Source organism: Fluviicola taffensis DSM 16823 (genome assembly GCF_943372375.1).
Taxonomy (GTDB): domain Bacteria; phylum Bacteroidota; class Bacteroidia; order Flavobacteriales_D; family Crocinitomicaceae; genus Fluviicola; species Fluviicola taffensis_A.
This window is the reverse complement of record NZ_CALRYJ010000014.1, coordinates 97,604-121,181: the sequence shown is the minus strand read 5'-3', so window position 1 is coordinate 121,181 and position 23,578 is coordinate 97,604. Positions and strand designations below refer to the sequence as shown.

General features: G+C 40.8%; 15 protein-coding genes. 13 read left to right on the top strand and 2 right to left on the bottom strand.

From position 1 onward, the window contains the following. From AAG807_RS17015 to AAG807_RS16955, 13 genes are all read left to right on the top strand, one after another. Window positions 1–1,032, top strand: a complete 1,032-nt coding sequence (locus AAG807_RS17015) for a ChuX/HutX family heme-like substrate-binding protein (RefSeq protein WP_341906530.1) — start codon at window positions 1–3, stop codon at window positions 1,030–1,032. Between the two features lie 7 nt (window positions 1,033–1,039). Continuing rightward, window positions 1,040–3,286, top strand: a complete 2,247-nt coding sequence (locus AAG807_RS17010) for a TonB-dependent receptor plug domain-containing protein (protein WP_341906529.1) — start codon at window positions 1,040–1,042, stop codon at window positions 3,284–3,286. Then, on the top strand, window positions 3,283–4,242 hold the full coding sequence (locus AAG807_RS17005) for an HmuY family protein (RefSeq protein WP_341906527.1): 960 nt from the start codon (window positions 3,283–3,285) through the stop codon (window positions 4,240–4,242). Before AAG807_RS17010 ends, AAG807_RS17005 begins: the two co-directional genes overlap by 4 nt. Window positions 4,243–4,359: 117 nt before the next feature. After that, entirely contained in the window at window positions 4,360–5,730 is a 1,371-nt protein-coding gene (gene hisS / locus AAG807_RS17000; RefSeq protein ID WP_341906525.1) for a histidine--tRNA ligase, read from the top strand. Between the two features lie 7 nt (window positions 5,731–5,737). Then, a complete protein-coding gene (gene hutH, locus AAG807_RS16995) occupies window positions 5,738–7,222 on the top strand; it encodes a histidine ammonia-lyase (protein ID WP_341906547.1) in 1,485 nt (494 codons plus the stop codon). Continuing rightward, the gene (locus AAG807_RS16990) at window positions 7,219–7,743 is read left to right on the top strand and encodes a hypothetical protein (protein WP_341906523.1); all 525 of its coding nucleotides are present in this window, start codon (window positions 7,219–7,221) and stop codon (window positions 7,741–7,743) included. Before hutH ends, AAG807_RS16990 begins: the two co-directional genes overlap by 4 nt. 55 nt (window positions 7,744–7,798) lie before the next feature. Further along, window positions 7,799–8,584, top strand: a complete 786-nt coding sequence (locus AAG807_RS16985; RefSeq protein ID WP_341906521.1) for a hypothetical protein — start codon at window positions 7,799–7,801, stop codon at window positions 8,582–8,584. Window positions 8,585–8,928: 344 nt separating this feature from the next. Then, a complete protein-coding gene (locus tag AAG807_RS16980) occupies window positions 8,929–11,121 on the top strand; it encodes a M43 family zinc metalloprotease (protein WP_341906519.1) in 2,193 nt (730 codons plus the stop codon). A 195-nt stretch (window positions 11,122–11,316) separates the two neighbouring features. Further along, window positions 11,317–12,939, top strand: coding sequence for an ATP-binding cassette domain-containing protein (locus AAG807_RS16975; RefSeq protein ID WP_341906517.1), 1,623 nt, complete (start codon window positions 11,317–11,319; stop codon window positions 12,937–12,939). A 189-nt stretch (window positions 12,940–13,128) separates the two neighbouring features. Continuing rightward, a complete protein-coding gene (locus AAG807_RS16970; protein WP_341906514.1) occupies window positions 13,129–14,013 on the top strand; it encodes an FkbM family methyltransferase in 885 nt (294 codons plus the stop codon). Window positions 14,014–14,319: 306 nt separating this feature from the next. Then, window positions 14,320–16,209 carry a molecular chaperone HtpG gene (gene htpG / locus AAG807_RS16965; protein ID WP_341906512.1) on the top strand — a complete coding sequence of 630 codons (1,890 nt, stop codon included), beginning with the start codon at window positions 14,320–14,322 and terminating at the stop codon, window positions 16,207–16,209. Between the two features lie 50 nt (window positions 16,210–16,259). Next, window positions 16,260–17,027, top strand: coding sequence for a TerB family tellurite resistance protein (locus AAG807_RS16960; protein WP_341906510.1), 768 nt, complete (start codon window positions 16,260–16,262; stop codon window positions 17,025–17,027). Window positions 17,028–17,167: 140 nt separating this feature from the next. Continuing rightward, the gene (locus AAG807_RS16955) at window positions 17,168–22,267 is read left to right on the top strand and encodes a PKD domain-containing protein (protein WP_341906508.1); all 5,100 of its coding nucleotides are present in this window, start codon (window positions 17,168–17,170) and stop codon (window positions 22,265–22,267) included. An 89-nt stretch (window positions 22,268–22,356) separates the two neighbouring features. On the opposite strand, the gene AAG807_RS16950 is transcribed toward AAG807_RS16955, so the two are convergent. Both AAG807_RS16950 and AAG807_RS16945 read right to left on the bottom strand, forming a co-directional pair. Then, window positions 22,357–23,067 carry an SAM-dependent methyltransferase gene (locus AAG807_RS16950; RefSeq protein WP_341906506.1) on the bottom strand — a complete coding sequence of 237 codons (711 nt, stop codon included), beginning with the start codon at window positions 23,065–23,067 and terminating at the stop codon, window positions 22,357–22,359. Beyond that, entirely contained in the window at window positions 23,064–23,534 is a 471-nt protein-coding gene (locus AAG807_RS16945) for a low molecular weight protein-tyrosine-phosphatase (protein WP_341906504.1), read from the bottom strand. Before AAG807_RS16945 ends, AAG807_RS16950 begins: the two co-directional genes overlap by 4 nt. Between the last annotated feature and the right edge of the window lie 44 nt (window positions 23,535–23,578).

The window sequence follows — 23,578 nt, the reverse complement described above, 5'->3', positions numbered from 1 at the left end:
ATGGAAACAACAGTGTCCTTAAAAGAAGCTTTCGACCAATTGAAAGAAAGCGAACCAAAATTGAGAATCAGAGAATACGCAAAGCGTTTGAATGCTTCAGAAGCGGAATTGGTTGCTTTGGGAGTTGGTACAACAGCAGTTCGTTTACGTCCTGAATTTGTAGCAATTCTGGGAGAAATTGAATCACTTGGTTTTGTAATGGCTTTGTCAAGAAATGAAGAAGTGGTGCACGAGCGCAAAGGAATCTATGAGAATTTCAGCACCACTCCGCATGCTTCGCTTTTCGTTGGGAAAGATATTGACTTACGAATTTTTCCAAGCTCCTGGGGATTTGCATTTGCAGTAACCGAAGGAGAGGACAAACCGCGTCATAGCCTTCAATTCTTCACGACAGATGGAGTTGCTACACATAAGGTCTACCTGGAAGCTAAAAGCAATATGGATGCTTATGAAGCTTTGGTTGAAAAATACAAAGACGCAAACCAATCTTCTGAATTGGAAATTGGAGCGGTGTTGCCTTTGGAATCTGCAGAATTGCCGGATAGTGAAATCGATGTAAAAGGGTTTCAGGAAGGTTGGATCAATTTGAAAGACACACACGAATTCTTCGGGTTAATGCGTAAACACAAATTGACGAGAACACAGGCCTTGCGCTTTGCTCCGGATGAAACTTATGCGAAGAAAATCGATAATAAGGCATTGAGAAGAGCTTTGGAATTGGCTGCGAAGGAGCAAGTTTCAATCATGGTTTTCGTTGGGAATGCAGGAATGATCCAAATCCATACAGGAGAAGTGAAAAATATTGTAGAGCACGGTCCTTGGATCAACGTTCTGGATCCGATGTTCAACCTGCATGCAAAAGAAGATGCAATCGCACAATCCTGGATCGTTCGCAAACCGACAGAAGATGGAATTGTTACTTCATTGGAATTGTTCAATGAGAAAAAAGAATTGATCTGTACGCTTTTCGGAGCGCGCAAACCGGGAATTCCCGAATTGGAGTCCTGGAGAAAATTGATCGGACAATTGTAAGAAGATCATGCAAAAAGCTGTTTTAGTTCTTATCGGGTGTATTCTGAGTGGTTTTGTAACTGCTCAGGATACCCTTTTTATTAAGGATGACAATGATTCTGCTGTCCCTTATGCGCAAATAGCATTGCAGGATTTCAGTGGAAAAAACACCAAATACGTTCAGTCTGATGAACAAGGAGTCTTAGTGATTCCAACAATCTTTTATGCAAATTCCCCGCAATTGATAGTAAAAGTCAATACGGATGGGTTTCATCAGGAAATTGATACGATCTCAAGAGGAACCAGTTACCGTGTCAGGCTGGCTACCAATACCAAAGATATTGATGAAGTAGTGGTTACAGGTCAACTTGGGTCAGGTTCGATTACCAATTCGACCAATAAAGTGAAGGTGATTGATCGGGCAACAATTGAAGCCAAAGGAGCAGTCAACCTGCGCGATTTGTTGCAGAATGAATTGAATATCCGGGTGAATCAGGACCAGGTTTTGGGCAGCGGAATGTCGATGCTTGGAATTGGAGGGGAAGGAGTGAAGATCTTGATAGACGGTGTTCCGATTATCGGTCGCCAGAATGGAAACATCGATTTGAGTCAGCTCAATCTTTCGAATGTTGAACGGGTGGAAATCGTCGAAGGACCGCTCAGTACCAACTATGGAAGCAACGCCATGGCAGGTACCATTAATCTGATTACAAAAAAGCCGAAGAATAAAGGCTACGATATAAATGTAGGAGCTTTCTACGAAACGGTTGGGAATTACAACCTGAATCTGGGAGTGACTTCGCGCATAAAGAATCATTCGATTTCTGCTTATGGGGCACGCAACTTTTTTGATGGGTGGACACCCGGAGACAATTGGATCGAATTCCCCAAAAAGGAACTGGCGGATTCCGGAAGGTTTCAGCAATGGAAAATGAAAGAACAGTACCTGGGCGGATTGAAATACTCCTACAAATTCAAGAAAATAGAATTGATTCCCTCATTGGACCTGTTCCGCGAGAAAATTGTCAATAGAGGTTACCCGAGAGCGCCGTATCAGATCTCTGCTTTTGATGACGAATATGTAACTAATCGTCAGAACGCGGGACTGGAAATCATTGGTTGGTTAAAGACGAATCTGAAACTGGATGTCCAATTGAACTATTCGAATTACAAACGGATCAAGAATTCCTACCTGACTGATCTGACGACCCTGGATCGTAAACTGTTAGCGATGTCAGAGCAAGATACATCGCGATTTGTCCTGTATTTCAATCGGGTGACGCTGACCAGAAATAATATGGACAAAAAATTTAATTACGAAGTCGGTTACGATATCAACCTCGAAGAAGGATTTGGAAATCGAATTGAAAATAAGCGCAAAGAAATTGGTGATTACGCCGTGTTCGGAACTTTTAATTGGGCTCCTTGGACTTGGCTCAATCTGAAACCGGGACTTCGTTTTACCTACAATTCTTTGTACAAGGAAGCGCTTATGCCCGCTTTGAACGTAAAATTAGGAAAGAAGAAACACATCCTTCGTGGAAGTATAGCTTCGGGTTTCCGTTCGCCTTCGATCAAGGAGTTATACATGGAGTTTGTTGACATTAACCACAACATTCATGGGAATTCCGCTTTGAAACCGGAGATTGCGAATCATATTCAGGGTTGGTACAACTTCAATTGGAATCCGAAGAAATGCTCGTTCGGGTTTGAATTATCCGGTTATTATCAGGATATCCATAACCGCATCAGTTTATCTCAATCCGCTGATGGGGTAAATTACAGCTATTTCAATATCGATCAGTTCTATGCGAGAGGAATTCAATCTTTAGTGAAAGTGGGGCAAAAGCAGTGGAATGTAAACCTTGGATTCAATTACATCGGTACAGCTTCCAATTATTCTGCCGGCAGATACGCCTATTCTCCGGAATTGGTTTCGAACGTTTCCTACCAGTTGAAAAATGGAACAACGAAATTCAGCGCATTCTACAAGTACACCGGAAAGATGGTGGCTTATTTCGTAAACGAGGATGCATCCATCACACAATCTTTTATTTCCGACTACAATTTATTGGATCTTCAGGTTCAGCAATGGTTCCTCAAGAAAACTTTAGGCATTTCATTAGGAGGAAAAAACCTGTTGAATGTGACCAATATCAATGCGGGCAGTGGAACTACCGGAGGTGCACATAGCTCTTCTACCGGAACGGCACCAATCGCTTGGGGAAGAAGTTTTTATTTGAATATCACTTATCTGATAAAATCAAAGCAATGAAAAAAGCACTTTTAGTAGCACTGCTTCCAATTTTGGGAGCATGTTTCAAAAAAGAAATTCCGGTGGAGAAACCGGTTTCAGATGCGGCAACCACGCAAGTTGAATTGGGTGGAAATTACGCCAATCAGATTTATTATGATCTGGAAACGAATTCTATTTTAAGACAAAATAACCGCGAAGTTTGGGATTTGGCGTTTGAGGCAGGAGACAACGGTTTTCATATCCTCTTGAATGAATCCCGTATCATGGCTGCTGCACTTTCAAACGAAACGGATATCACCGCTTTGACTTCCGACGCGGGTCTGACCTATACCTGGGATTTTCACACAGGAAACCTGGATTCCACCGCAATCGGAGATTGGCAAAGCTTGGGGAAAGTGTATGCGATCGATTTGGGAACGGGGCTTTCAGGAGCGAACTTAGGTAAGAAGAAGCTGAAAGTGGTTTCTGTTAGCACTACCGAATATCAGATTCAATTTGCAGACCTGAACAGTTCAACGATTCAGACTTTTACCATTCCAAAATCCACAACAGCAGGGTTCACCTACTTTTCGATGACCGGAAGTGGTGTTTTGAAAGATATCGAACCGGAAAAAGAAACGTGGGATCTGGTTTTCACCGCTTATTGTCATGTGTTTGATAGTCATACACCTTATTCGGTGGTTGGGGTTTTGTCGAATCGTTACGGAGTGAAAGTGCAGGAACTTGCTATTCCGTTTGCAGAACTGAAACATTCCGATATAGTGGAAAGCGCATTTGAAGATCGGATTAATGTGATCGGATACGACTGGAAAACCTACGATTTCGATAATGGAACCTATGTTGTAAGCAGCAATCGGACTTTTGTAGTGAAAACCGTTTTGGGACGCTATTACAAATTGCGATTCGTGGATTATTATGATCAGAATGGCGTCAAAGGAGCTCCGAAGTTCGAGTTGCAGGAGCTAATTCCTTAAAGAGAGTGCCTTCGACTACATTCAATCGCCTTACAATAATTGAATTTAGGATGAAAAGGCCACTGAGCATAGTCGAAGTGAACCTTTTCTATTAACTTTGCCGCAAATTCATTCACAATGGCTCAAAAACCGGCAATCCCAAAAGGAACAAGAGATTTTTTACCCGATGAGGTAGCTCGCCGAACGTATATTTTCGACACAATCAGGTCCGTATTCAAAAGTTATGGATTTGCCCCGATCGAAACCCCTTCATTTGAACTTTCCTCTACTTTATTGGGAAAGTATGGTGACGAGGGAGATAAATTAGTTTTCCGGATTCTTAACTCTGGTGAAAAGCAGCGAAAAGCAGATGTGGAAGCATTGCAAGCTGGCAATTTAACCCGCTTTGCAAATTCATTGGCAGAGAAAGTTTTGCGTTACGATTTAACCGTTCCTTTTGCACGTTTTGTGGTTCAGCACCAGAATGAATTGTCTTTCCCATTCAAAAGATACCAGATTCAACCCGTTTGGAGAGCTGACAGACCTGGGCACGGCCGTTACCAGGAATTTTATCAGTGTGATGCGGATGTAGTCGGTTCGGATTCCTTGTTGTATGAAGTGGATTTTGTGCAGATCTTCGACCAGGTTTTGACCAATCTTCAGATTCCCGGATTTACCATCAAGATCAATAACCGCAAAATTCTTTCCGGAATAGCAGAGGTTTCCGGGGAAAGTGACAAGTTGATTGATATCACGGTTGCAATTGATAAATTGGATAAGGTTGGTGAAGAAGGTGTCATCAAAGAACTGAAAGAAAAAGGTGTTTCCGAAAAAGCAATCGAGATCATTTCTCCTTTGTTCCAAATTTCCGGAAGTAACGAATCCCGCCTAAGTCAGATGAAAGTTTTCCTGAAGGATTCCGAGGTCGGTTTGAAAGGAATCGAGGAATTGGAATTTGTCTTGAATCAGACAACTGAACTGGGATTGGAACGTGCTGAAGTGGAATTTGATGTGACATTGGCTCGCGGATTGAACTACTACACCGGTGCTATTTTCGAAGTAAAAGTACACAATGTGAAAATGGGATCGATCTGTGGTGGTGGTCGGTATGACGACTTAACAGGTTTGTTCGGGCTTTCCGGACTTTCCGGAGTGGGAATTTCATTTGGTGCCGATCGCATTTACGATGTATTGAATGAATTGAACTTATATCCTGAAGATACAAATGCAGGTTTGACTTTGTTGTTTGCGAATTTTGGAGACAAAGAAGCTGCATATTGCATGAAATTGACCAAGAAATTGCGTCAGAATGGAGTGGATTGCGAAGTTTACCCAAGTGCGGTCAAAATGCAGAAACAATTCAAATATGCTGATAACCGAAAGGTGAAATTTGTCGCACTCATCGGTGAGGACGAATTGACAAAAGGCCTTTTGCAGGTTAAAAACATGGAATCAGGCGAACAGAAAGCAATGACGGAAAACGAGTTGCTTGAATTTTTTAAAGGATAATCGGAAAATGGATCATTTTATCATAGATAATCAATGGGTTTCTTTAGAGAAGCTCGATGAGATACTGGCATCAAATGCGAAAATCGCAATTAGTGAAGATGCAAAAGCAGGAATTGTAAAATGTCGCACATATTTGGATGAAAAAGTTGCTAAAAGCGACCGCTTGATCTACGGAGTGAATACCGGCTTCGGAAGTTTGTGTGATACGGCTATTTCAACAGAAGATCTGGAGCAATTGCAACGCAACTTGGTACTTTCTCACGCTTGTGGAATGGGAGAGCGTGTTCCGGAAGAAATCGTCAGAAGAATCTTGATCCTGAAAATTATGGGGCTTTCCCATGGAGCTTCAGGAGTGCAGTTGGAAACAGTCGAACGCTTGATCTTTTTCTACAATAATCACATTCATCCGGTTGTTTTTCAACAAGGAAGTTTGGGTGCTTCGGGAGATTTAGCTCCTTTGGCTCATTTGGTATTGCCGCTTTTGGGCGAAGGAACAGTACTATTCGAAGGGAAAGAATATTCCAGTCAGGAAATCAATCAACGTTTCGGTTTGGAACCGATTGTATTGAGATCGAAAGAAGGATTGGCTTTGTTGAATGGAACACAATTCATGTCCGGTTATGGATCTTATGCCATTTCCCATGCACGAAAATTGTGGAAGCAATTCAATGAAGTGGCTGCAATTTCATTGGATGGTTATGATGGACGCAAAGAACCGTTCGGCATTCAGGTAAATGAAATCCGCAATCAGGTTGGTCAGATCAAAACAGCTGAGATTTTCAGAACATTATTGGGGGATAGTGAATTGGCGAATCGCGAAAAAGCGCACGTTCAGGATCCTTATTCGTTCCGTTGCATCCCTCAGGTTCATGGAGCTTCTTATGATACGATCGAGCATTGTGCAACGATTGTAGAACGAGAGATTAATGCGGTTACAGATAATCCGACCGTTTTCCCGGACGATGATATCGTTGTTTCAGCTGGAAATTTCCACGGACAACCTTTGGCGTTGGTGATGGATTTCCTTGCAATTGCTTTGGCAGAAATGGGAAGTATCAGTGAACGAAGAATCTACAAATCCATTTCAGGAACGCGCAGTTTACCGGCTTTCCTGGTGGCAAAACCCGGATTAAATTCAGGGTTTATGATTACGCAATATACTTGTGCTTCAATCGTAAGTCAGAATAAGCAATTGTGTACACCTGCCAGTATTGATACGATTGATTCCAGTAATGGACAAGAAGATCATGTTTCCATGGGAGCGAATGCTGCAACGAAATTATTCCGTGTAATTGACAATTGTTATTCAATCCAGGGAATCGAGATCTTGCATGCATGTCAATCGTTGGAATTCCGCAGACCTGCGAAATCGGGAAAACGACAAGAAGAAATCTTTGTTAACTTTAGAAAAAATGTTCCTTTTGTGAAAGAGGATGGATATATGCATCCGTTGATGCAAGCAAGTAAAGAATTTGTAAAAGCTGGAATATGAGTGAAAATTATACAGAAATAGATCAAGAGGTTGAAAAGAATCCAAAAAGACCCGTTTTATTGACGGTACTATGTATTTTGAGTTTTATTTCGACCGGTGGGGCACTATTGGTGACTTTGCCTTCTATGTTAATGGGGCAGCCAAGTCCTGAAAAAATAGAGAATGATTACAATGTGTCAGTACAAGCTGCTGATGATATGCGCGATCGTCAGATGACCTTCATGGCTGATATGATAGAGCAGGCTGCTGAAGTAACAGCTTATCAGCAAAATCATTTCTGGACTGTTATGTCTTTGAATTTGTTGGCATCAGCAATAGGATTAGTAGGAGCTTTGTTTATGTTTCGCGGAAGAAAACTGGGCTTTCATTTGTACATCATTTACTGTCTTACCAGTATTGGAAGTATCTTCTTAACCGCCCCTTCCCATATGGTTTCCATGGCGTCTGTTATTATGGGACTTGTATTCTCCGGATTGTTTATCTTCCTGTATAGTAGAAGTTTGAAGTGGATGACAAAATAATTGAAAATTGAAAAGTTAAAAGATTTTAAAAGACTACTATAAACTGATTTTTTGATTGAAGGAATTTAATAATTATATAAGTGTTTTAGCTTCTTTGGGGACTTTTGCCTCGGCTATAGTTGCGATAATTACATTACGTGCTTTAAAGAGACAGACAAACAGTTCTTACATGCCTGACATTTTTTTGTCATTTCATACATCTAATTTTGTCAAAGTTTACAATTGGAATAAAGATCAAGAAAAAGAAATAAATATCCTTGCTACAAGAAAAAGCAAAGAGTTTGACTCTCATGGTTTAGTATATTCTATTGAAAATGTAGGTTTTGGTGTTGCCAAGAATGTCCAAGTAACTGTTGAATTTGACTTTGATAAGGCTTTGAAGATGATAGTTGACGTTCTTCCTGAACGATATGAATTAAAAGTATATCAAAATTCAGTCTGTATTAATGAGATTGAAACAGAAAAATCCTTTATTAGCATTTATTGTAGCAGAGAACTTAATAGTACTAAATACGATTTCATTCTTCCAAGGAAAGACGAAAAATTTAATAAATCACCTTTCATTCAACCGGATGTAATTCAGCTGTTTGTTATTTATTTTTTGTTTAAAAACAAATTGCAAATAATAAAAAATGATTATTTAATCTTTCATGAAGATTTTGAATTTTTTCCTAAACTTAATTTAAATATTCAATACAGGGATATTGGTGGAATAGAACATAAAAGAAAATTTGCTACTTCGTTTAGCCTTGGTGTCTCAAATTTGGATGGTGATAACGATTTAAGTTTAAAAGAGGAATTAAAGATTGACTTTTATCCTGTTTTCACTCTGGTGAACTAAATAATTGAAAGGTTAGAAGAATCAAAAAACTTTTCAATTCTCCATTTTCAATTCATGAGTTTTTTGCGTTTCCAAAAATTTAAAAAATTCGTTTTAGACTAATTTTCATACCGTTAAAAGATAAATCGAAGCCATTTTAACAGAAATTGGCAACCATTCGTTTCGTTTTTGTATGCTTTTAATTCTCCCGAGACGCACTTAACTAAACAACTGAACATTTAACAAAACGTGTAAATACTTCATTTACATTTGTTTCATGTGATTTTTTAAAATGCGAATGGGCCCTCGGATTTAAAAGATTCACATCATAAATAAATGATGTCCAATCTATTAAACTATTAAACATGCGCAAAAATTTACTTTTAAGTGTGCTTACTTTAATGGGAATGATTTCAACAGGAAATTCATTTGCCCAAGAAGTGCACCAACGTTGCGGAATTGATAAACAACGTCAGAAATTGCTTGCTGAAAATCCTGAATTAGCAGAAGATTATCGGAAATTAGTCAACCGATACAAGGAAAATCAGCTGGTCAATGGGAAATCTACCACTGTTCGTATCATTCCTATTGTCTTTCACGTAATCCATGAGTATGGTGCGGAGAATATTACAGATTTGCAAATCAAGGATCAGGTCCGGATTTTAAATGAGGATTTTCAGAAAAAGAATATGGATACCATTGTGGTGGTATCGCCATTTGATACCATTATCGGGAACACACGACTTGAATTTCGTTTGGCAACATTGGATCCGTATGGAAACTGTACAAATGGGATCGAGCATATTTACAGTCATCAGACCGTTCAGGCGGATTCTTATTCGAAGTTGAACCAATGGGACAGGGATAAGTATCTGAATGTTTGGGTGATTGGAACAATGGATGATCCGGATGTTGCCGGATTTGCTCATTATCCTACGGATGTTACCGGTGGTGGATTCTGGCGTGATGGTGTGGTTATTCTTCATAATTATACAGGAAGTATCGGTACTGGTGACGTTGACCGATCCAGAGTATTGACACATGAAATCGGTCATTATCTAGGTTTGGCACATACATGGGGAAGTGATAATGATCCGGGTATTTCAAGTAGCTGTAATCAGGATGATGGAATTGGAGATACTCCCAATTGTATCGGATTGGAATCATGCGATATGAATGCGAATACCTGCGTTGAATCGACTATGCCGGGGAATTACTGGCCTGTAGACGTCAATGACAATACGCAGAATTACATGGATTATTCCTATTGTAATTCGATGTTCACCAATGGTCAGGCAACTTTTATGAATAATGTGCTGGACCAGATAACAAGCGGTCGGAACAATTTGTATGCTGCTGAGAACCTGTTGGCGACAGGAACTTCTACTTTGACATCGGTTACATGTATTCCGGTGGCTGATTTCTTTGTGGATGTAAACGGAACGACCGGAAACCTTGGTCCGAATGCAAATGCAATGACAGCTTGTGCAGGAGACCCTATTGTTTTTAAAGATGCTTCCTGGAAAGCAGTTGTTACTTCCTGGTCCTGGAGTTTCCCCGGAGGAAGTCCTGCAACCTCGACAGCTCAAAATCCAACGGTAACGTATGCTGCACCGGGATGGTATTCCGCGACACTTACAGTTGCAAATGCATCCGGATCGGATACAAAAACTATCAATCACATGATTTATGTTCAAGGTGATTGGGCGGAATATTTAGGTCCGAGAATGGAAGATTTCAACCAAAATGGAAATTTCTGGATCACACATAATCCGGAAGAAAATGATGCTTCATTCAATCGTGTTGCAACCGGGGGAAGAGGAAATACAGGATGTTTCAAGTTAAACAACTTCAAGGATGTTTCCAACGCTCAGATGTTTACAGCGGATTGGTTCTATAATGACAGATTGGGAAATGCAAAGGATTACCTCATTTCTCCTGCGATTGATCTGAGAAGCACTTCAAATGTGACTATCTCATTTGATTATGCTTACGGCACCAGAACAAATGTTTCTGCTGATATCACAGAGAAATTGGTCGTTTATTACTCTCGGGATTGTGGGAAGACCTGGATTCAAAAAACTTCCCTTACCGGCGCTGCATTAGTAACGGCTGGCTACCAAAATGGAGATTACGTTCCAAATAACGACCTTCAATGGAAAACGGCAAGTTTCACTTACACTCCGACAGCTGCGGATAACAAAACCAAATTCAAATTTGAGTTTATCGCTTCTGATTTCTCTTCTAACTTCTACTTGGATAACTTCAATATTTCCGGAACACTTGGGATTGAGGACAATGGAATCTTATCCACCATTTCAATTGCTCCGAATCCGGTTGCTACGGGAGCTGATCTGTCAGTTGAAGTTCCTAGCGCGGAAGCCGGGATGAAACTGATTGTGATGGACCTGAAAGGTGCGGTTATCTCGACAACACAAGTTCCCGCTTCTTCCGGAGTTCAAACAGTGAATATCCCGATGAACGTTGCGAAAGGATGCTATATTTTGAATGCAGTTCAGGGAACAGCGAAGTCTACTCATAGAGTGGTCGTATATTAATAAGGATTTAATTATCAATTATGAATTATCAAGGGGTAAATCTTTCTTTGGGAGATACTCCTTGATAATTAAATCATTCATAATTGATAATTGGTTTTGTGTTGATTTATAATTATTTAGCAGGGTTTTTACTCTTTTCTTTTTTATAAAGGGGGAATTAGTGCTATCTTTGCACCAAAATTCCAAGTATTTCTCATGATTTCAGTAAATAATCTCTCACTTCAATTTGGTAAACGTGTTCTATTTGATGATGTAAATCTCAAATTCGGTTCAGGTAACTGCTATGGTGTTATTGGTGCAAATGGTGCCGGTAAATCTACTTTCTTAAAGATCTTAACGGGAGAGCAAGATCCTACTTCAGGTCGTGTTGAATTGGAGCCTGGAAAACGCATGGCTGTTTTGAGTCAGAATCACTTTGAATTCGATCAGTACGAAGTATTACAGACCGTAATCATGGGTCACAAACGTTTGTTTGAGATCATGACTGAGAAGGATGCCTTGTATGCAAAACCGGATTTTTCGGATGCGGATGGGATGCGTGCTTCTGAATTGGAAGGTGAATTTGCGGATTTGGAAGGCTGGAATGCTGAAACAGATGCGGCAACATTATTGAGTAACTTAGGTATTGACGAGAGCAAGCATTATATGAAAATGGAAGACATTCCATCAGAGTATAAAGTGCGAATCTTGTTGGCACAGGCACTTTTTGGTAATCCGGATGTGTTGGTACTCGATGAGCCTACGAATGACTTGGATTTGAAAACGATCGGTTGGTTGGAAGATTTCCTTTTGGATTTCAGAAACACGGTGATTGTTGTATCGCATGACCGTCACTTTTTGGATACCGTTTGTACGCACATTTGTGATATCGATTTCAGTAAGATCAATGTATTTACAGGTAACTATACTTTCTGGTATCAATCTTCTCAGTTGGCAGCTCGTCAGCGTGCAGATAAGAACAAGAAAGCAGAAGATAAAAAGAAAGAATTACAGGATTTCATCTCCCGTTTCTCGGCGAATGCTTCGAAGTCGAAACAGGCTACCAGCCGTCGTAAATTGATTGATAAGTTGGATTTGGAAGAAATTCAGCCATCATCACGTCGTTATCCGGGAATTACTTTCCACCAGGAACGCGACGCGGGAAATCAGATTTTGACAGTAAACGGATTGTCGAAAATGCATGAAGGCGAATACATCTTCAAGGACTTGTCTTTCACGGTGAACAAAGGCGACAAGATCGCAATCGTTTCTAAGAACTCCTTGGCAATTACGCAATTCTTCGAAATATTGAATGGGAATATGCAAGCTGATAAAGGTGATTTCATATATGGAACGACTATTACAACAGCTTATTTGCCAAATGACAACTCTTCTTTTTTTGAATCAAAATTGCCCTTGATCGATTGGTTGCGTCAGTATGCACAAACGGACGAAGAGCGTGAAGAAGTGAATATCCGTGGATTCCTTGGACGTATGTTATTTTCCGGAGAAGAAGCATTGAAAAGTGCTACAGTTCTTTCAGGAGGTGAAAAAGTGCGTTGCATGTTGTCCCGAATGATGTTGGCAAAAGCAAATTTCCTGACAATGGACGAACCTACGAATCACTTGGATTTGGAGTCGATTACAGCCTTGAATAATGGAATGGTATCTTTCGAAGGAACCATGTTGTTTACTTCTCATGACCACGAGTTGGTATCTACTGTTGCAAACAGAATTATCGAATTGACACCGAATGGCTTCATTGACAAAATGATGCCTTACGACGATTATTTGGCAGACACGAAAATCGCAAGCTTACAAGAAGAACTTTACGCTTAAGAAGCATTCATATTATATTTAAAGCCTCGGTTCGTTTGGATCGAGGCTTTTTTTATTCCTGATAAACCACATAGTGCCATAGAAACATAGGGAATGTAAATTTATATAATCAATTATTTTTTAAAAACTATGTGGCCTATGTTCCTATGTGGTTAATAATAAAACTTAAATTCGAGCTCAAATCAAGATATGTCGGTTCCGGATCGTTCGTTTTTATTTCGTCACAAACTAATTTCAACCCTTCGAGATTGGGATGTAAAAGGAATTCGCAGGCTTTCTATTGCGCTGCCTCAGCTTCTATTACCAAATCCTTCGAAGGTTGGTAAACATGTGCTGAAAACGATTCATGGTGTGAAATTACTCATTGATCCTTCCAAAGATACTGGAGTGGAATTATCGCTCTTCCAAACCGGTACTTATGAAAAAGGAACCATTCAATTGCTTGAGAAATATCTCGATCCGGGTAGTTCATTTCTGGACATTGGCGCAAACATCGGTTTGATGTCCGTAATCGCTTCCAAACGGGTTGGAGAAAGAGGAATTGTTTATGCCGTGGAGGCAAATCCAAATACCGTTTCAATTTTGAAAACGAATATCGGACTGAATGAATGTAAAAATATCGAATTGCTTCCTGTAGCGCTTTCAGATGAACAAGGAACAGCTTTGCTATTTGAAAACTGGGAAGTCAATCGGGGAGGAGCATCCCTGATTTCTCAAGGTTCGGATGAGAATGGAATGGAAGTGAAAATGGAACGTCTGGACGATTTGTTCCAGGAAGAAACTCCTGTTCATTTGGTTAAAATCGACGTGGAAGGATTTGAACCTCAGGTGCTCCGTGGTGGAATGTCCTGGTTCAGAAAACAACTCCCGATCTTCATCATAGAGGTTTCAGAAAAGCGGGAAAAGGAAGTAGGACCAAGTCCTTTGGAAGTGATGGAGCTCGTTCAGACAATTGGGAATTATCGATTTTTCAAACAAAAAGGAACCAAAGAACGACGAGGTAAACTGATAGAGATTACAACTCCGAAAGAATTGCCGGCTCACGACAATATCATTTGTATTCCTGAAAAGTAGTTCTCAGAAGTAATACCCAACCGAAAGAAAGGCTGTTGGTTTGTTAAAACTGCTTATTTTGGAAAGGTTTAAGTTGATTGGTTCAAGTATTGTTTTGATACTCAAATTGAGTTTGTAAAATCGTATATTTTAGTTGGATCTTTCTTGGAGTAATTGAAAGCAGATTGAAGATTATTTGTAAAATCAATAACTTCAGAAGTATTATTCTGGCATTTTTTATAAAAAACACTTCATTCAATCTGTCATTTTGTCACTTAAACTTACTTGGCATAAACCTTGACAAGTCTAGGGAAATTTCAAGTAAGTATGAAAACAGGACAGATACATGTATCAACGGAAAATATTTTTCCCATTATTAAAAAATTCTTGTATTCCGATCATGAGATTTTCCTACGTGAGTTGGTTTCGAATGCGGTGGATGCAACACAGAAGTTGAAAGTGCTTTCTTCAACCGGAGAATTTAAAGGTGAACTTGGTGAATTGAAAGTGGAGGTGCTTTTGGACAAGGAAGCGAAAACTCTAACGATCAGAGATAATGGAATCGGTATGACAGCCGACGAAATCGATAAATACATCAATCAGATTGCCTTTTCAGGTGCAGAGGAGTTCGTAAAGCAATACGAAGGTAAGGAAGGGGCTGAAAGCATTATCGGACATTTCGGTTTAGGGTTCTATTCCGCATTCATGGTGGCTGAAAAAGTTCAGATCCGCACCTTGTCACGTCACGATGGTTCGCAAGCTGTCCAATGGGAGAGCAATGGTTCGCCGGAATATACCTTGACAGACATTGAGAAAGAAACCAGAGGAACTGACATCGTTTTGTACATCAATGAAGAATCGGTTGAATTTCTGGAAAAAACGCGCATTCAAGGGATTTTGGACAAGTATTGTAAATTCCTTCCTATCCCGGTTTTCTTCGGAGACAAGGTCGAATACATCAATTCTCCGGAAGGTGAAATGGATGAGGATGGGAAAGTGAAACGCATTTCCATCGATGTTCCGAATCAGGTGAATAACCCGAAACCAGCATGGACTTCCGCTCCGGTTGATCTGAAGGATGAGGATTACAATTCATTCTACAGGGAGTTGTATCCAATGTCTTTTGAAGATCCATTGTTCCATATTCACTTGAATGTAGATTATCCCTTCAATTTGACAGGAATTCTGTATTTCCCGAAAATCAAGGAAAACGTAGAAGTTCAACGCAATAAGATCAACTTGTATTCGAATCAGGTGTTTATTACCGATTCGGTGGCGGAGATTGTTCCTGAATTCTTGACTTTACTTCATGGAGTTATTGATTCGCCTGACATTCCGCTGAATGTTTCCCGTTCTTATTTACAAAGTGATGGGAATGTGAAGAAAATTTCTGCTCACATTACAAAGAAAGTTGCAGATAAATTGGCTGAAATGTTCAAGAAAGATCGGGCTGATTTCGAGTCGAAATGGGACGATCTGAAGATTTTTGTAGAGTACGGAATGCTTTCGGATGATAAATTTGCCGAGAAAGCGAAAAGCTTTGCATTGGTGAAAAATTCGGATGGAAAATACTATACGATTGAAGAATTTAAAGAGCAGATTTCACCGCTTCAGACAAATAAGGATGGAAAAGTGATCGCCCTTTACACACATAGTGTAGAAGAGCATTTTTCTTTTGTGAAACAAGCGAAAGATCGCGGATACCAAGTGGCAATTATTGACGGACCATTGGCAGTACATTGGATTTCCTTGATGGAGCAAACGTTTGAGAACTTCAGTTTTGTAAGGGTGGACGCGGATGCTTTGGATCAATTGATTCAAAAGGAAGGTGAATTACCGTCAAAATTGACAGAAGAACAACAAACCAGTTTGAAACCTTTGTTTGAATCTGCAGTTGATAACCGAAAATTCAAGATCGAATTCAAGTCAATGAGTGAAACGGATTCACCGATCATAGTTACCCAGCCGGAGTTTGTTCGTCGTATGATGGAGCAGCAAAAATACGGTGGAGGTGGTTTCTTCGGTGCATTCCCGGAAACATATAGCATGGTTGTCAATGCAAATCATGAAAAAGTAGAGTCATTGTTAGGCTTGACTAACGACGAAGAAAAATCAACTAAGATCAAACAATTGACAGATTTAGCTTTGTTAGCACAAGGAATGCTGAAAGGCGAGGAGTTGAATCAATTTATTGAGAGAAGTATCTCATTTGTATAATACATCATTCCCGTCGGACTTTATCTGACGGGAATTTTATTTTTTTTAGCGTGTATAGTATCATTTTTGCAATTTTAGGGTTTGTTTTAACCAGGAGTTTTTTTGGAGCTATTGCGGGTTTCGTAATTGGCGGAATTGTACAACAATTCGCGCAAAAACGCACTCCTAACCAACAACAGGGAGGAGGTTCCCGCCAATCGTTTCAGGATGTTTTTGAATACTACACGCAGCAAACCCAACGGTATGATTTTCCTACGCAGCTTTTGGCGCTTTCAGCATATATGATGAAAAGTGATGGAAAGGTGGTGAAATCAGAATTGGATTTCGTTAAAAAGTTTCTTGCACAACAATTCGGGAACCAGTTCAATACCTCCCATTTACAAACGCTCAAGCACTTCCTGGATGCTCCGACTATTCCGATAGATCAGATTTGTTCGGATATCCGAATGCGTGCCCAGGTAGAGATTCGAATCCAATTGTTGCATTATCTTTTTGGAATCGCACAATCGGATGGTCAGGTTTCAGAACAGGAGGTGAAGACATTGCAGTATCTTGCAAATCTGCTTCAGGTTCCTCCAATGGATTTCAGATCCGTACAGGGAATGTTCAGACAAAACCTCAATGCAGACTATGAAATTTTAGGAATTGAGGAATCAGCAAGTGATGAGGAAGTGAAAAAAGCCTACCGTCAAATGGCTGTTCGTTATCACCCGGATAAAGTTGCTTCACTAGGTGAAGAATATCAAAAAGGGGCGAAAGAAAAATTCCAGCGCATTCAGGAAGCTTACGATAATATTAAGAAGGCGAGAGGGATTTAAAAGGAATAAAGCCAACTAGAACGATATAGTTTTCTTGAATTTACCTGTTTATTAATTCAGTATTAAAAAAAATAAAAATGCACACCACCATGTGAGATTATTTACGTCTCTTTATCATAGCGTTAAATAATACCTGGTTCATGCCGACAAGAAACTACTCTACAAAGCTTGCCTTCGTTTTCATTCTCTTTTTTGTGGGAATTGGTCATTTATTTGGTCAGGAAAAACAAGCTCAGTCAGGAATGGCTGCAAAAGCTAACAATCTAACTTCTTTTCCTGTTTCTGAAATAAAGAATCCGGAAGAATGGAGAAAAAATAACCTTCCCGAAAATTACAATCACCCGGAATTTGGAATCCTTCCTGAAAATGCACCATGTGAGAATTGTGTGGAAGTTTTGGAAAAGCGAACCATAGATGAGCGCTATTTTGTAAGTGTTTCTGATAATCATGAATTCGTTACACAAAAGGCATTGGGCGATTTGCATCAATTGGTGAATGGAAAATGGCTGACGATTAAACATGAATTGCATCCGGTTTCAGGAACAAGATATGAATCCGGTTATTTATTGGATCAACCCGCAATTGATTTCTCTACTGCAAGAACGGAACTGAAAACTGCGAATGGGGTTATTCAGTTTAATAATTGGAAATTGATCCTGGTTCAAAATGGTATCGAGTTAACATCACTGATTGCTGATTGGTCTGATTATACGGTAGGAGCTGACGGTGCATTGATTCACAATGTTTTCCCGGGAATTGATGCTGAAATGGTCATTCTAAGAGGGGCTATCAAGACAAGTTTTATTATTAAATCCAATGAGTTTGGAGTTTTCGATAAATTACTTTTTCGGGAAGAACTAGGGGGGATGCATGGTATTCATGCTCAATTCGCGGATGGTGAATACTCTCAAGGTATCGGAAATCTGAAATTAATGGCAGGTTCAACCGAGCTGGCAGTAATGGGGGAAGCTAAATTGTTTGCTAGAAATGGTCCCAAAGAGTTAGCTCGTTCAGGCGAATATAGGATTCATTCCAATCAAATAGATTTAGTAGTTGATTCTGACTGGATCAATGACAATATCAGTTCTTATCAGCTAATCGTAGATCCACTTGTAACAGGAACAGCGACTTTGGCGCAGGCTTCCATCACCGGTTCCAGATACAATGCTTCTTGCAATTTCACCAATTCATGCGATTATAATTTAGTAGTTGCCAGTCCGGCGAATGCTACCATTACAGATGCAACATTCTCGTTTACTTATTCTGCGAATGGAACTACCTGTTGGTTACAAGACGGGGGAATGCGGATTGGGACCGGTGCATGTACTAGTCCTTCTGCCGCAGGATTCTATTGGTTTTGTAATGCAATTGGGGGAGGAACCTGTGCAGCAACCAATCAAACGGTGTATTCTGATCTTTCTACCTGCCTTCCGGCACCAAGTTGTTCTCCTCAAAACATCACTTTTATTCTGAAATTCTACCGATCTTGCTGGGGAGCAACCGGATGTTCAAATACCTGTATCGGAGCAGCTTCTCCATGGGTAATGAATATTACAGGAAAAACGTTGGAATATACGAATGTTGCAAGTCCGATCACACTTTCTGCAACTACTGTTTGTCAGGGAGGTTCAATTACTGCTTCTACTTCAGGAACGGGTGGAGTTCCGGGATATACTTATAATTGGAGTTTTAGTCCATCCGGTACACCAAGTATTGCTACTGGAGCAAGTGCAAGTATTTCATTTCCGACTTCAGGGACGATTACACTTTACTCAATTGTTACAGATGCATGTGGAAATCAGGTAACAAATAGCCGGACTGTAACAGTAACTCCGGGAACTCCTCCAACTATTGCTGCTGGCGGACCAACCACTTTCTGTGCAGGTGGTTCCGTTGTATTGACTTCTTCTTCAGCAACTGGAAATACCTGGTCAACAGGAGCTACAACTCAATCGATTACAGTTACAACCGGTGGTTCGTATACTGTTTCTGTCCTGGGGGGTGGAGGTTGCACTTCAACATCGGCCGCAACAGTAGTCACAGTTACTCCTTTACCCGCAACACCAACAATAACTCCAAGTGGTCCAACTTCCTTTTGTTCGGGTGGTTCAGTTACCTTGACTTCATCATCTGCAACAGGAAATACCTGGTCGACCGGAGCAACGACGCAATCGATTACAGTTTCATCAAGTGGAACCTATTCATTAACGGTTTCAGCTAGCGGTTGTACATCGGCTTCAGCATCAACGACCGTTACAGTTAATCCATTGCCTGCAGTTCCTACTATCACCGCTGGTGGTCCAACCACTTTTTGTGCAGGAGGTTCCGTTACTTTAACATCGTCTTCAGCAACGGGAAATACTTGGTCAACAGGTGCTACGACGCAATCAATCAGCGTTACAACAAGCGGTTCTTATACGGTTACTGTTTCGAACGGATCATGTTCTGCCACATCTACTGCTACAACAGTTACTGTAAATCCGTTACCTGCTGTACCAACGATTGCGGCTAGCGGATCCACTACATTTTGTACAGGAGGTTCCGTTACTTTGACTTCCTCTTCTGCAACAGGAAATACCTGGTCAACAGGAGCAACGACACAATCCATTACAGTTACAACGAGTGGTTCTTACACGGTTACTGTTTCAAATGGTTCCTGCTCTTCTGCATCAGCAGCGACAGTCGTTACCGTGAACCCACTTCCAGCTGTGCCAACGATTACAGCTAGTGGTCCAACCACGTTTTGTTCGGGTGGTTCCGTTACTTTGACTTCATCTTCTGCAACCGGAAATACCTGGTCAACAGGAGCAACGACACAATCCATTACGGTTACAACCAGTGGTTCTTACACGGTTACTGTTTCAAATGGTTCTTGCTCGTCTACATCAGTAGCAACCGCTGTTACAGTGAACCCACTTCCGGCTGTGCCAACCATTGCAGCTAGTGGTTCAACCACTTTTTGTTCGGGTGGTTCCGTTACTTTGACTTCATCTGCCGCAACCGGAAATACCTGGTCAACAGGAGCAACAACGCAATCAATCACCGTTACAACGAGTGGTTCTTACACAGTCACCGTTTCAAATGGTTCCTGCTCTTCTACATCGGTAGCAACCGCTGTTACAGTAAACCCGATTCCAGCTGTGCCAACCATTGCAGCTAGTGGTCCAACCACTTTTTGTTCGGGTGGTTCCGTTACTTTGACTTCATCCGCCGCAACCGGAAATACCTGGTCAACGGGAGCTACGACGCAATCAATCACCGTTACAACAAGCGGTTCTTACACAGTCACGGTTTCAAATGGTTCTTGCTCTTCTACATCAGCAGCGACAGTTGTTACGGTGAACCCGATTCCTGCTGTGCCAACCATTGCAGCAAGTGGTCCAACCACTTTTTGTTCGGGTGGTTCCGTTACTTTGACTTCATCCGCAGCAACAGGAAATACCTGGTCAACAGGAGCTACGACGCAATCAATCACCGTTACAACAAGTGGTTCTTACACAGTCACAGTTTCAAATGGTTCCTGCTCGTCTGCATCAGTAGCGACAGTCGTTACCGTGAACCCACTTCCAGCTGTTCCAACCATTGCAGCTAGTGGTTCAACCACTTTTTGTTCGGGTGGTTCCGTGACTTTGACTTCATCCGCTGCAACTGGAAATACCTGGTCGACAGGAGCTACGACACAATCCATTACGGTTACAACGAGTGGTTCCTATACAGTAACAGTTTCAAATGGTTCTTGTTCTTCTACATCGGTAGCAACCGCTGTTACAGTAAATCCGATTCCAGCTGTGCCAACCATTGCAGCTAGTGGTCCAACTTCCTTTTGTTCGGGTGGTTCCGTTACCTTGACTTCATCCGCTGCAACCGGAAATACCTGGTCAACCGGAGCTACAACTCAATCCATTACAGTTACAACAAGTGGTTCTTATACAGTCACAGTTTCCTCTTCAGGTTGTTCTTCCGCCTCTGTTCCAACAGCAATCACTGTAAATCCAATTCCAACGGTTACAGCGTCCAATAATGGTCCTTTGTGTGTGAATCAACCATTAAATCTAACAGCGACGGGAACTGCGGGAGGAACTTATTCCTGGACAGGACCGAATTCCTTTAATTCAACTTCTCAGAATCCAAGTGTGGCATCCATGACAAGCAGTGATTTTGGAGTATACACTGTAACAATAACAGTCAACTCTTGCACCGCTTCAGCTACAACCAATGTGATCATAAATTCCGGAACCTCGACAGCTATTAGTGCTGCAGGTCCTTTTTGCAGCAATGGCAGCACAGTTTCTCTTTCTGCGGCAAGTCCGGGAGGAAATTGGTCAGGGACAGGAATCGTAAATGCGGCAACGGGATTATTCGATCCGAGTGTTTCCGGACCTGGTTCATTTACCATTACATACGATATTCCTGGTTCTTGTTCAGGAGCTTCAACTACAACTATTGTCGTGAATTCAGCACCTGTGACGAATTTTGTGGCTGATACCTTATCCGGTTGTGCTCCTTTGGCTGTCAATTTTACAAATTCAACACCTTCAAGCGTAAGTTCACAATGGAATTTTGGTAACGGTCAAACAGCTGCATCTCTTTTGACTGCGGCAGCGAACTTTGTGTCCGCAGGATGTTTTACGGTGTCTTTAACAGTAACAGACCTGAATGGTTGTTCAGCAACTTCCACGAAGGTCAACTTTATATGCGTTAATCCGAATGCTGATGCGTCATTTACACCTTCTCCATACGATGCAACGATTACACATCCTGAAATTCATTTTATCAATACCTCTTCCAATGCGACAAGTTATAGCTGGAGTTTTGGAGATGGCGGTAACTCAATTGCTTTTTCACCAACCTATACGTATGATGAGGTTGCGAGTAATTACACCGTCCAATTAATTGCAACGAATGCCTTTGGATGCTCGGATACAGCAAGAGTGGTTGTTCGTGTGTTAGATGAATTGGTTTATTATGTTCCAAATTCATTCACTCCGGATGGTGACGAATTCAACCAAACTTTCCAACCGGTATTTACTTCCGGATTTGATCCTTACAGTTTCAGATTACTCATTTTTAATAGATGGGGAGAAGTACTGTTTGAATCGAAGGATGCCAAAGTTGGTTGGGATGGAACCTACAACGGAGCATTGGTTCAGGAAGGAATTTATAGCTGGACAATCACATTCAAAGACCCGGATACGGATAAAAAGTACTCGGTAAATGGACATATAACTTTGATAAAATAGAATTTTTACCGGATAATTACCAGTATAAATTAGATTCTATCTTGGAAGAATAACGTTCTTGAATAAAGGGTTCGTTGTGTGTTGGATAACTATAATTTTCCTAACGCATACATCGTCGGTTGCTTGCTCAAGTCGTATGCATTCTCTCTCCAATCCTTAATGCTTTTGGTTTGAATACGTTCTGTAAACAAGGTTAGATTGGAAGCTACGCACAATAAAGTGTCGTCTGCCAAACAATTCAACAAGTCTTCAAAAACATGCATAGTCCTGAAAGGAGTGTCCATGAATAATTGAGTTTCACCGCTTCTTTTCACACGCTGTTCCAGATCTTTCAACTTTCTGATCCGTTCTTTCTGTTCTTTTGGCAAGTAGCCGTGAAACGAAAATTGTTGCCCGTTAAACCCACTTCCAATTAATGTAAGAAGAATGGAACTTGGACCAACGGTCGGACAAACCTGGATTTCATTTTCATGAGCCAAAGCAACTAAAACTGCTCCCGGATCGGCTATTCCTGCACATCCGGCTTCACTGATGATTCCAACATCTTTCCCGGCCTTCATTGCCTTGATCAAGTGGTAAACCTCTGTCACGGCAGTTGCTTTATTAAGCACGAAAAACTCAGACTCATCAATGGGAAAAGTACGATCTATTTTGCGAAGCAATCTCCTTGCTGATTTAATATCTTCAACGGCAAACACACGTAATTCACTGGCAATTTCAGCTACCTTTTGTGGGATAATGTCTTCTGTGGATTCTCCCCCAAGTGTGTTTGGAATAAGGTATAATTTGCCTGCGCTCATTGTTTTGTAATTAATTGCCTGTTCAATAAAAATGCGTTTGTCGCATGATCTAATAATTCGATGACCTCTTTGAAATTAGCATCCGTTCCATAATATGGATCCGGAACTTCCAGATCTTGATCCGGGTGTAATTCGTTTAAAAGAAGTTTTACTTTCTGTTTGTCATTTTCGGTTCTGGCCAAGCGCAAAATGTTTTGCTCGTTGTTCTGATCCATTGCAAAGATAATGTCATAATTGTCAAAATCAGCTACTGAAAATTGACGAGCTCGTAATTGATCAATTGAAACCCCATATTCCTGCGAAAGTCTTCTCATTCGGTGATCAGGTTTCTCCCCCACATGGTAATTGGCTGTTCCTGCAGAATCGACTTCAATTGATAAGTCATGTAATTTTACCTTGTGTCTAAGCCAACCGTCAGCCATTGGTGAACGACAGATATTTCCCAAACAAACCATTAAGACCCGCATAGATTCCTTGTTAATTGGGTGCAAAGTTACTTTTTTAACTTGAT

Excerpts from the sequence above, each read along its gene's own strand:
- AAG807_RS17015 (WP_341906530.1), top strand. The coding sequence starts at position 1 with ATGGAAACAACAGTGTCCTTAAAAGAAGCTTTCGACCAATTGAAAGAA.
- AAG807_RS17010 (WP_341906529.1), top strand. The coding sequence starts at position 1,040 with ATGCAAAAAGCTGTTTTAGTTCTTATCGGGTGTATTCTGAGTGGTTTT.
- AAG807_RS17005 (WP_341906527.1), top strand. The coding sequence starts at position 3,283 with ATGAAAAAAGCACTTTTAGTAGCACTGCTTCCAATTTTGGGAGCATGT.
- hisS (WP_341906525.1), top strand. The coding sequence starts at position 4,360 with ATGGCTCAAAAACCGGCAATCCCAAAAGGAACAAGAGATTTTTTACCC.
- hutH (WP_341906547.1), top strand. The coding sequence starts at position 5,738 with ATGGATCATTTTATCATAGATAATCAATGGGTTTCTTTAGAGAAGCTC.
- AAG807_RS16990 (WP_341906523.1), top strand. The coding sequence starts at position 7,219 with ATGAGTGAAAATTATACAGAAATAGATCAAGAGGTTGAAAAGAATCCA.
- AAG807_RS16980 (WP_341906519.1), top strand. The coding sequence starts at position 8,929 with ATGCGCAAAAATTTACTTTTAAGTGTGCTTACTTTAATGGGAATGATT.
- AAG807_RS16975 (WP_341906517.1), top strand. The coding sequence starts at position 11,317 with ATGATTTCAGTAAATAATCTCTCACTTCAATTTGGTAAACGTGTTCTA.
- AAG807_RS16970 (WP_341906514.1), top strand. The coding sequence starts at position 13,129 with ATGTCGGTTCCGGATCGTTCGTTTTTATTTCGTCACAAACTAATTTCA.
- htpG (WP_341906512.1), top strand. The coding sequence starts at position 14,320 with ATGAAAACAGGACAGATACATGTATCAACGGAAAATATTTTTCCCATT.
- AAG807_RS16955 (WP_341906508.1), top strand. The coding sequence starts at position 17,168 with ATGCCGACAAGAAACTACTCTACAAAGCTTGCCTTCGTTTTCATTCTC.
- AAG807_RS16950 (WP_341906506.1), bottom strand. The coding sequence starts at position 23,067 with ATGAGCGCAGGCAAATTATACCTTATTCCAAACACACTTGGGGGAGAA.
- AAG807_RS16945 (WP_341906504.1), bottom strand. The coding sequence starts at position 23,534 with ATGCGGGTCTTAATGGTTTGTTTGGGAAATATCTGTCGTTCACCAATG.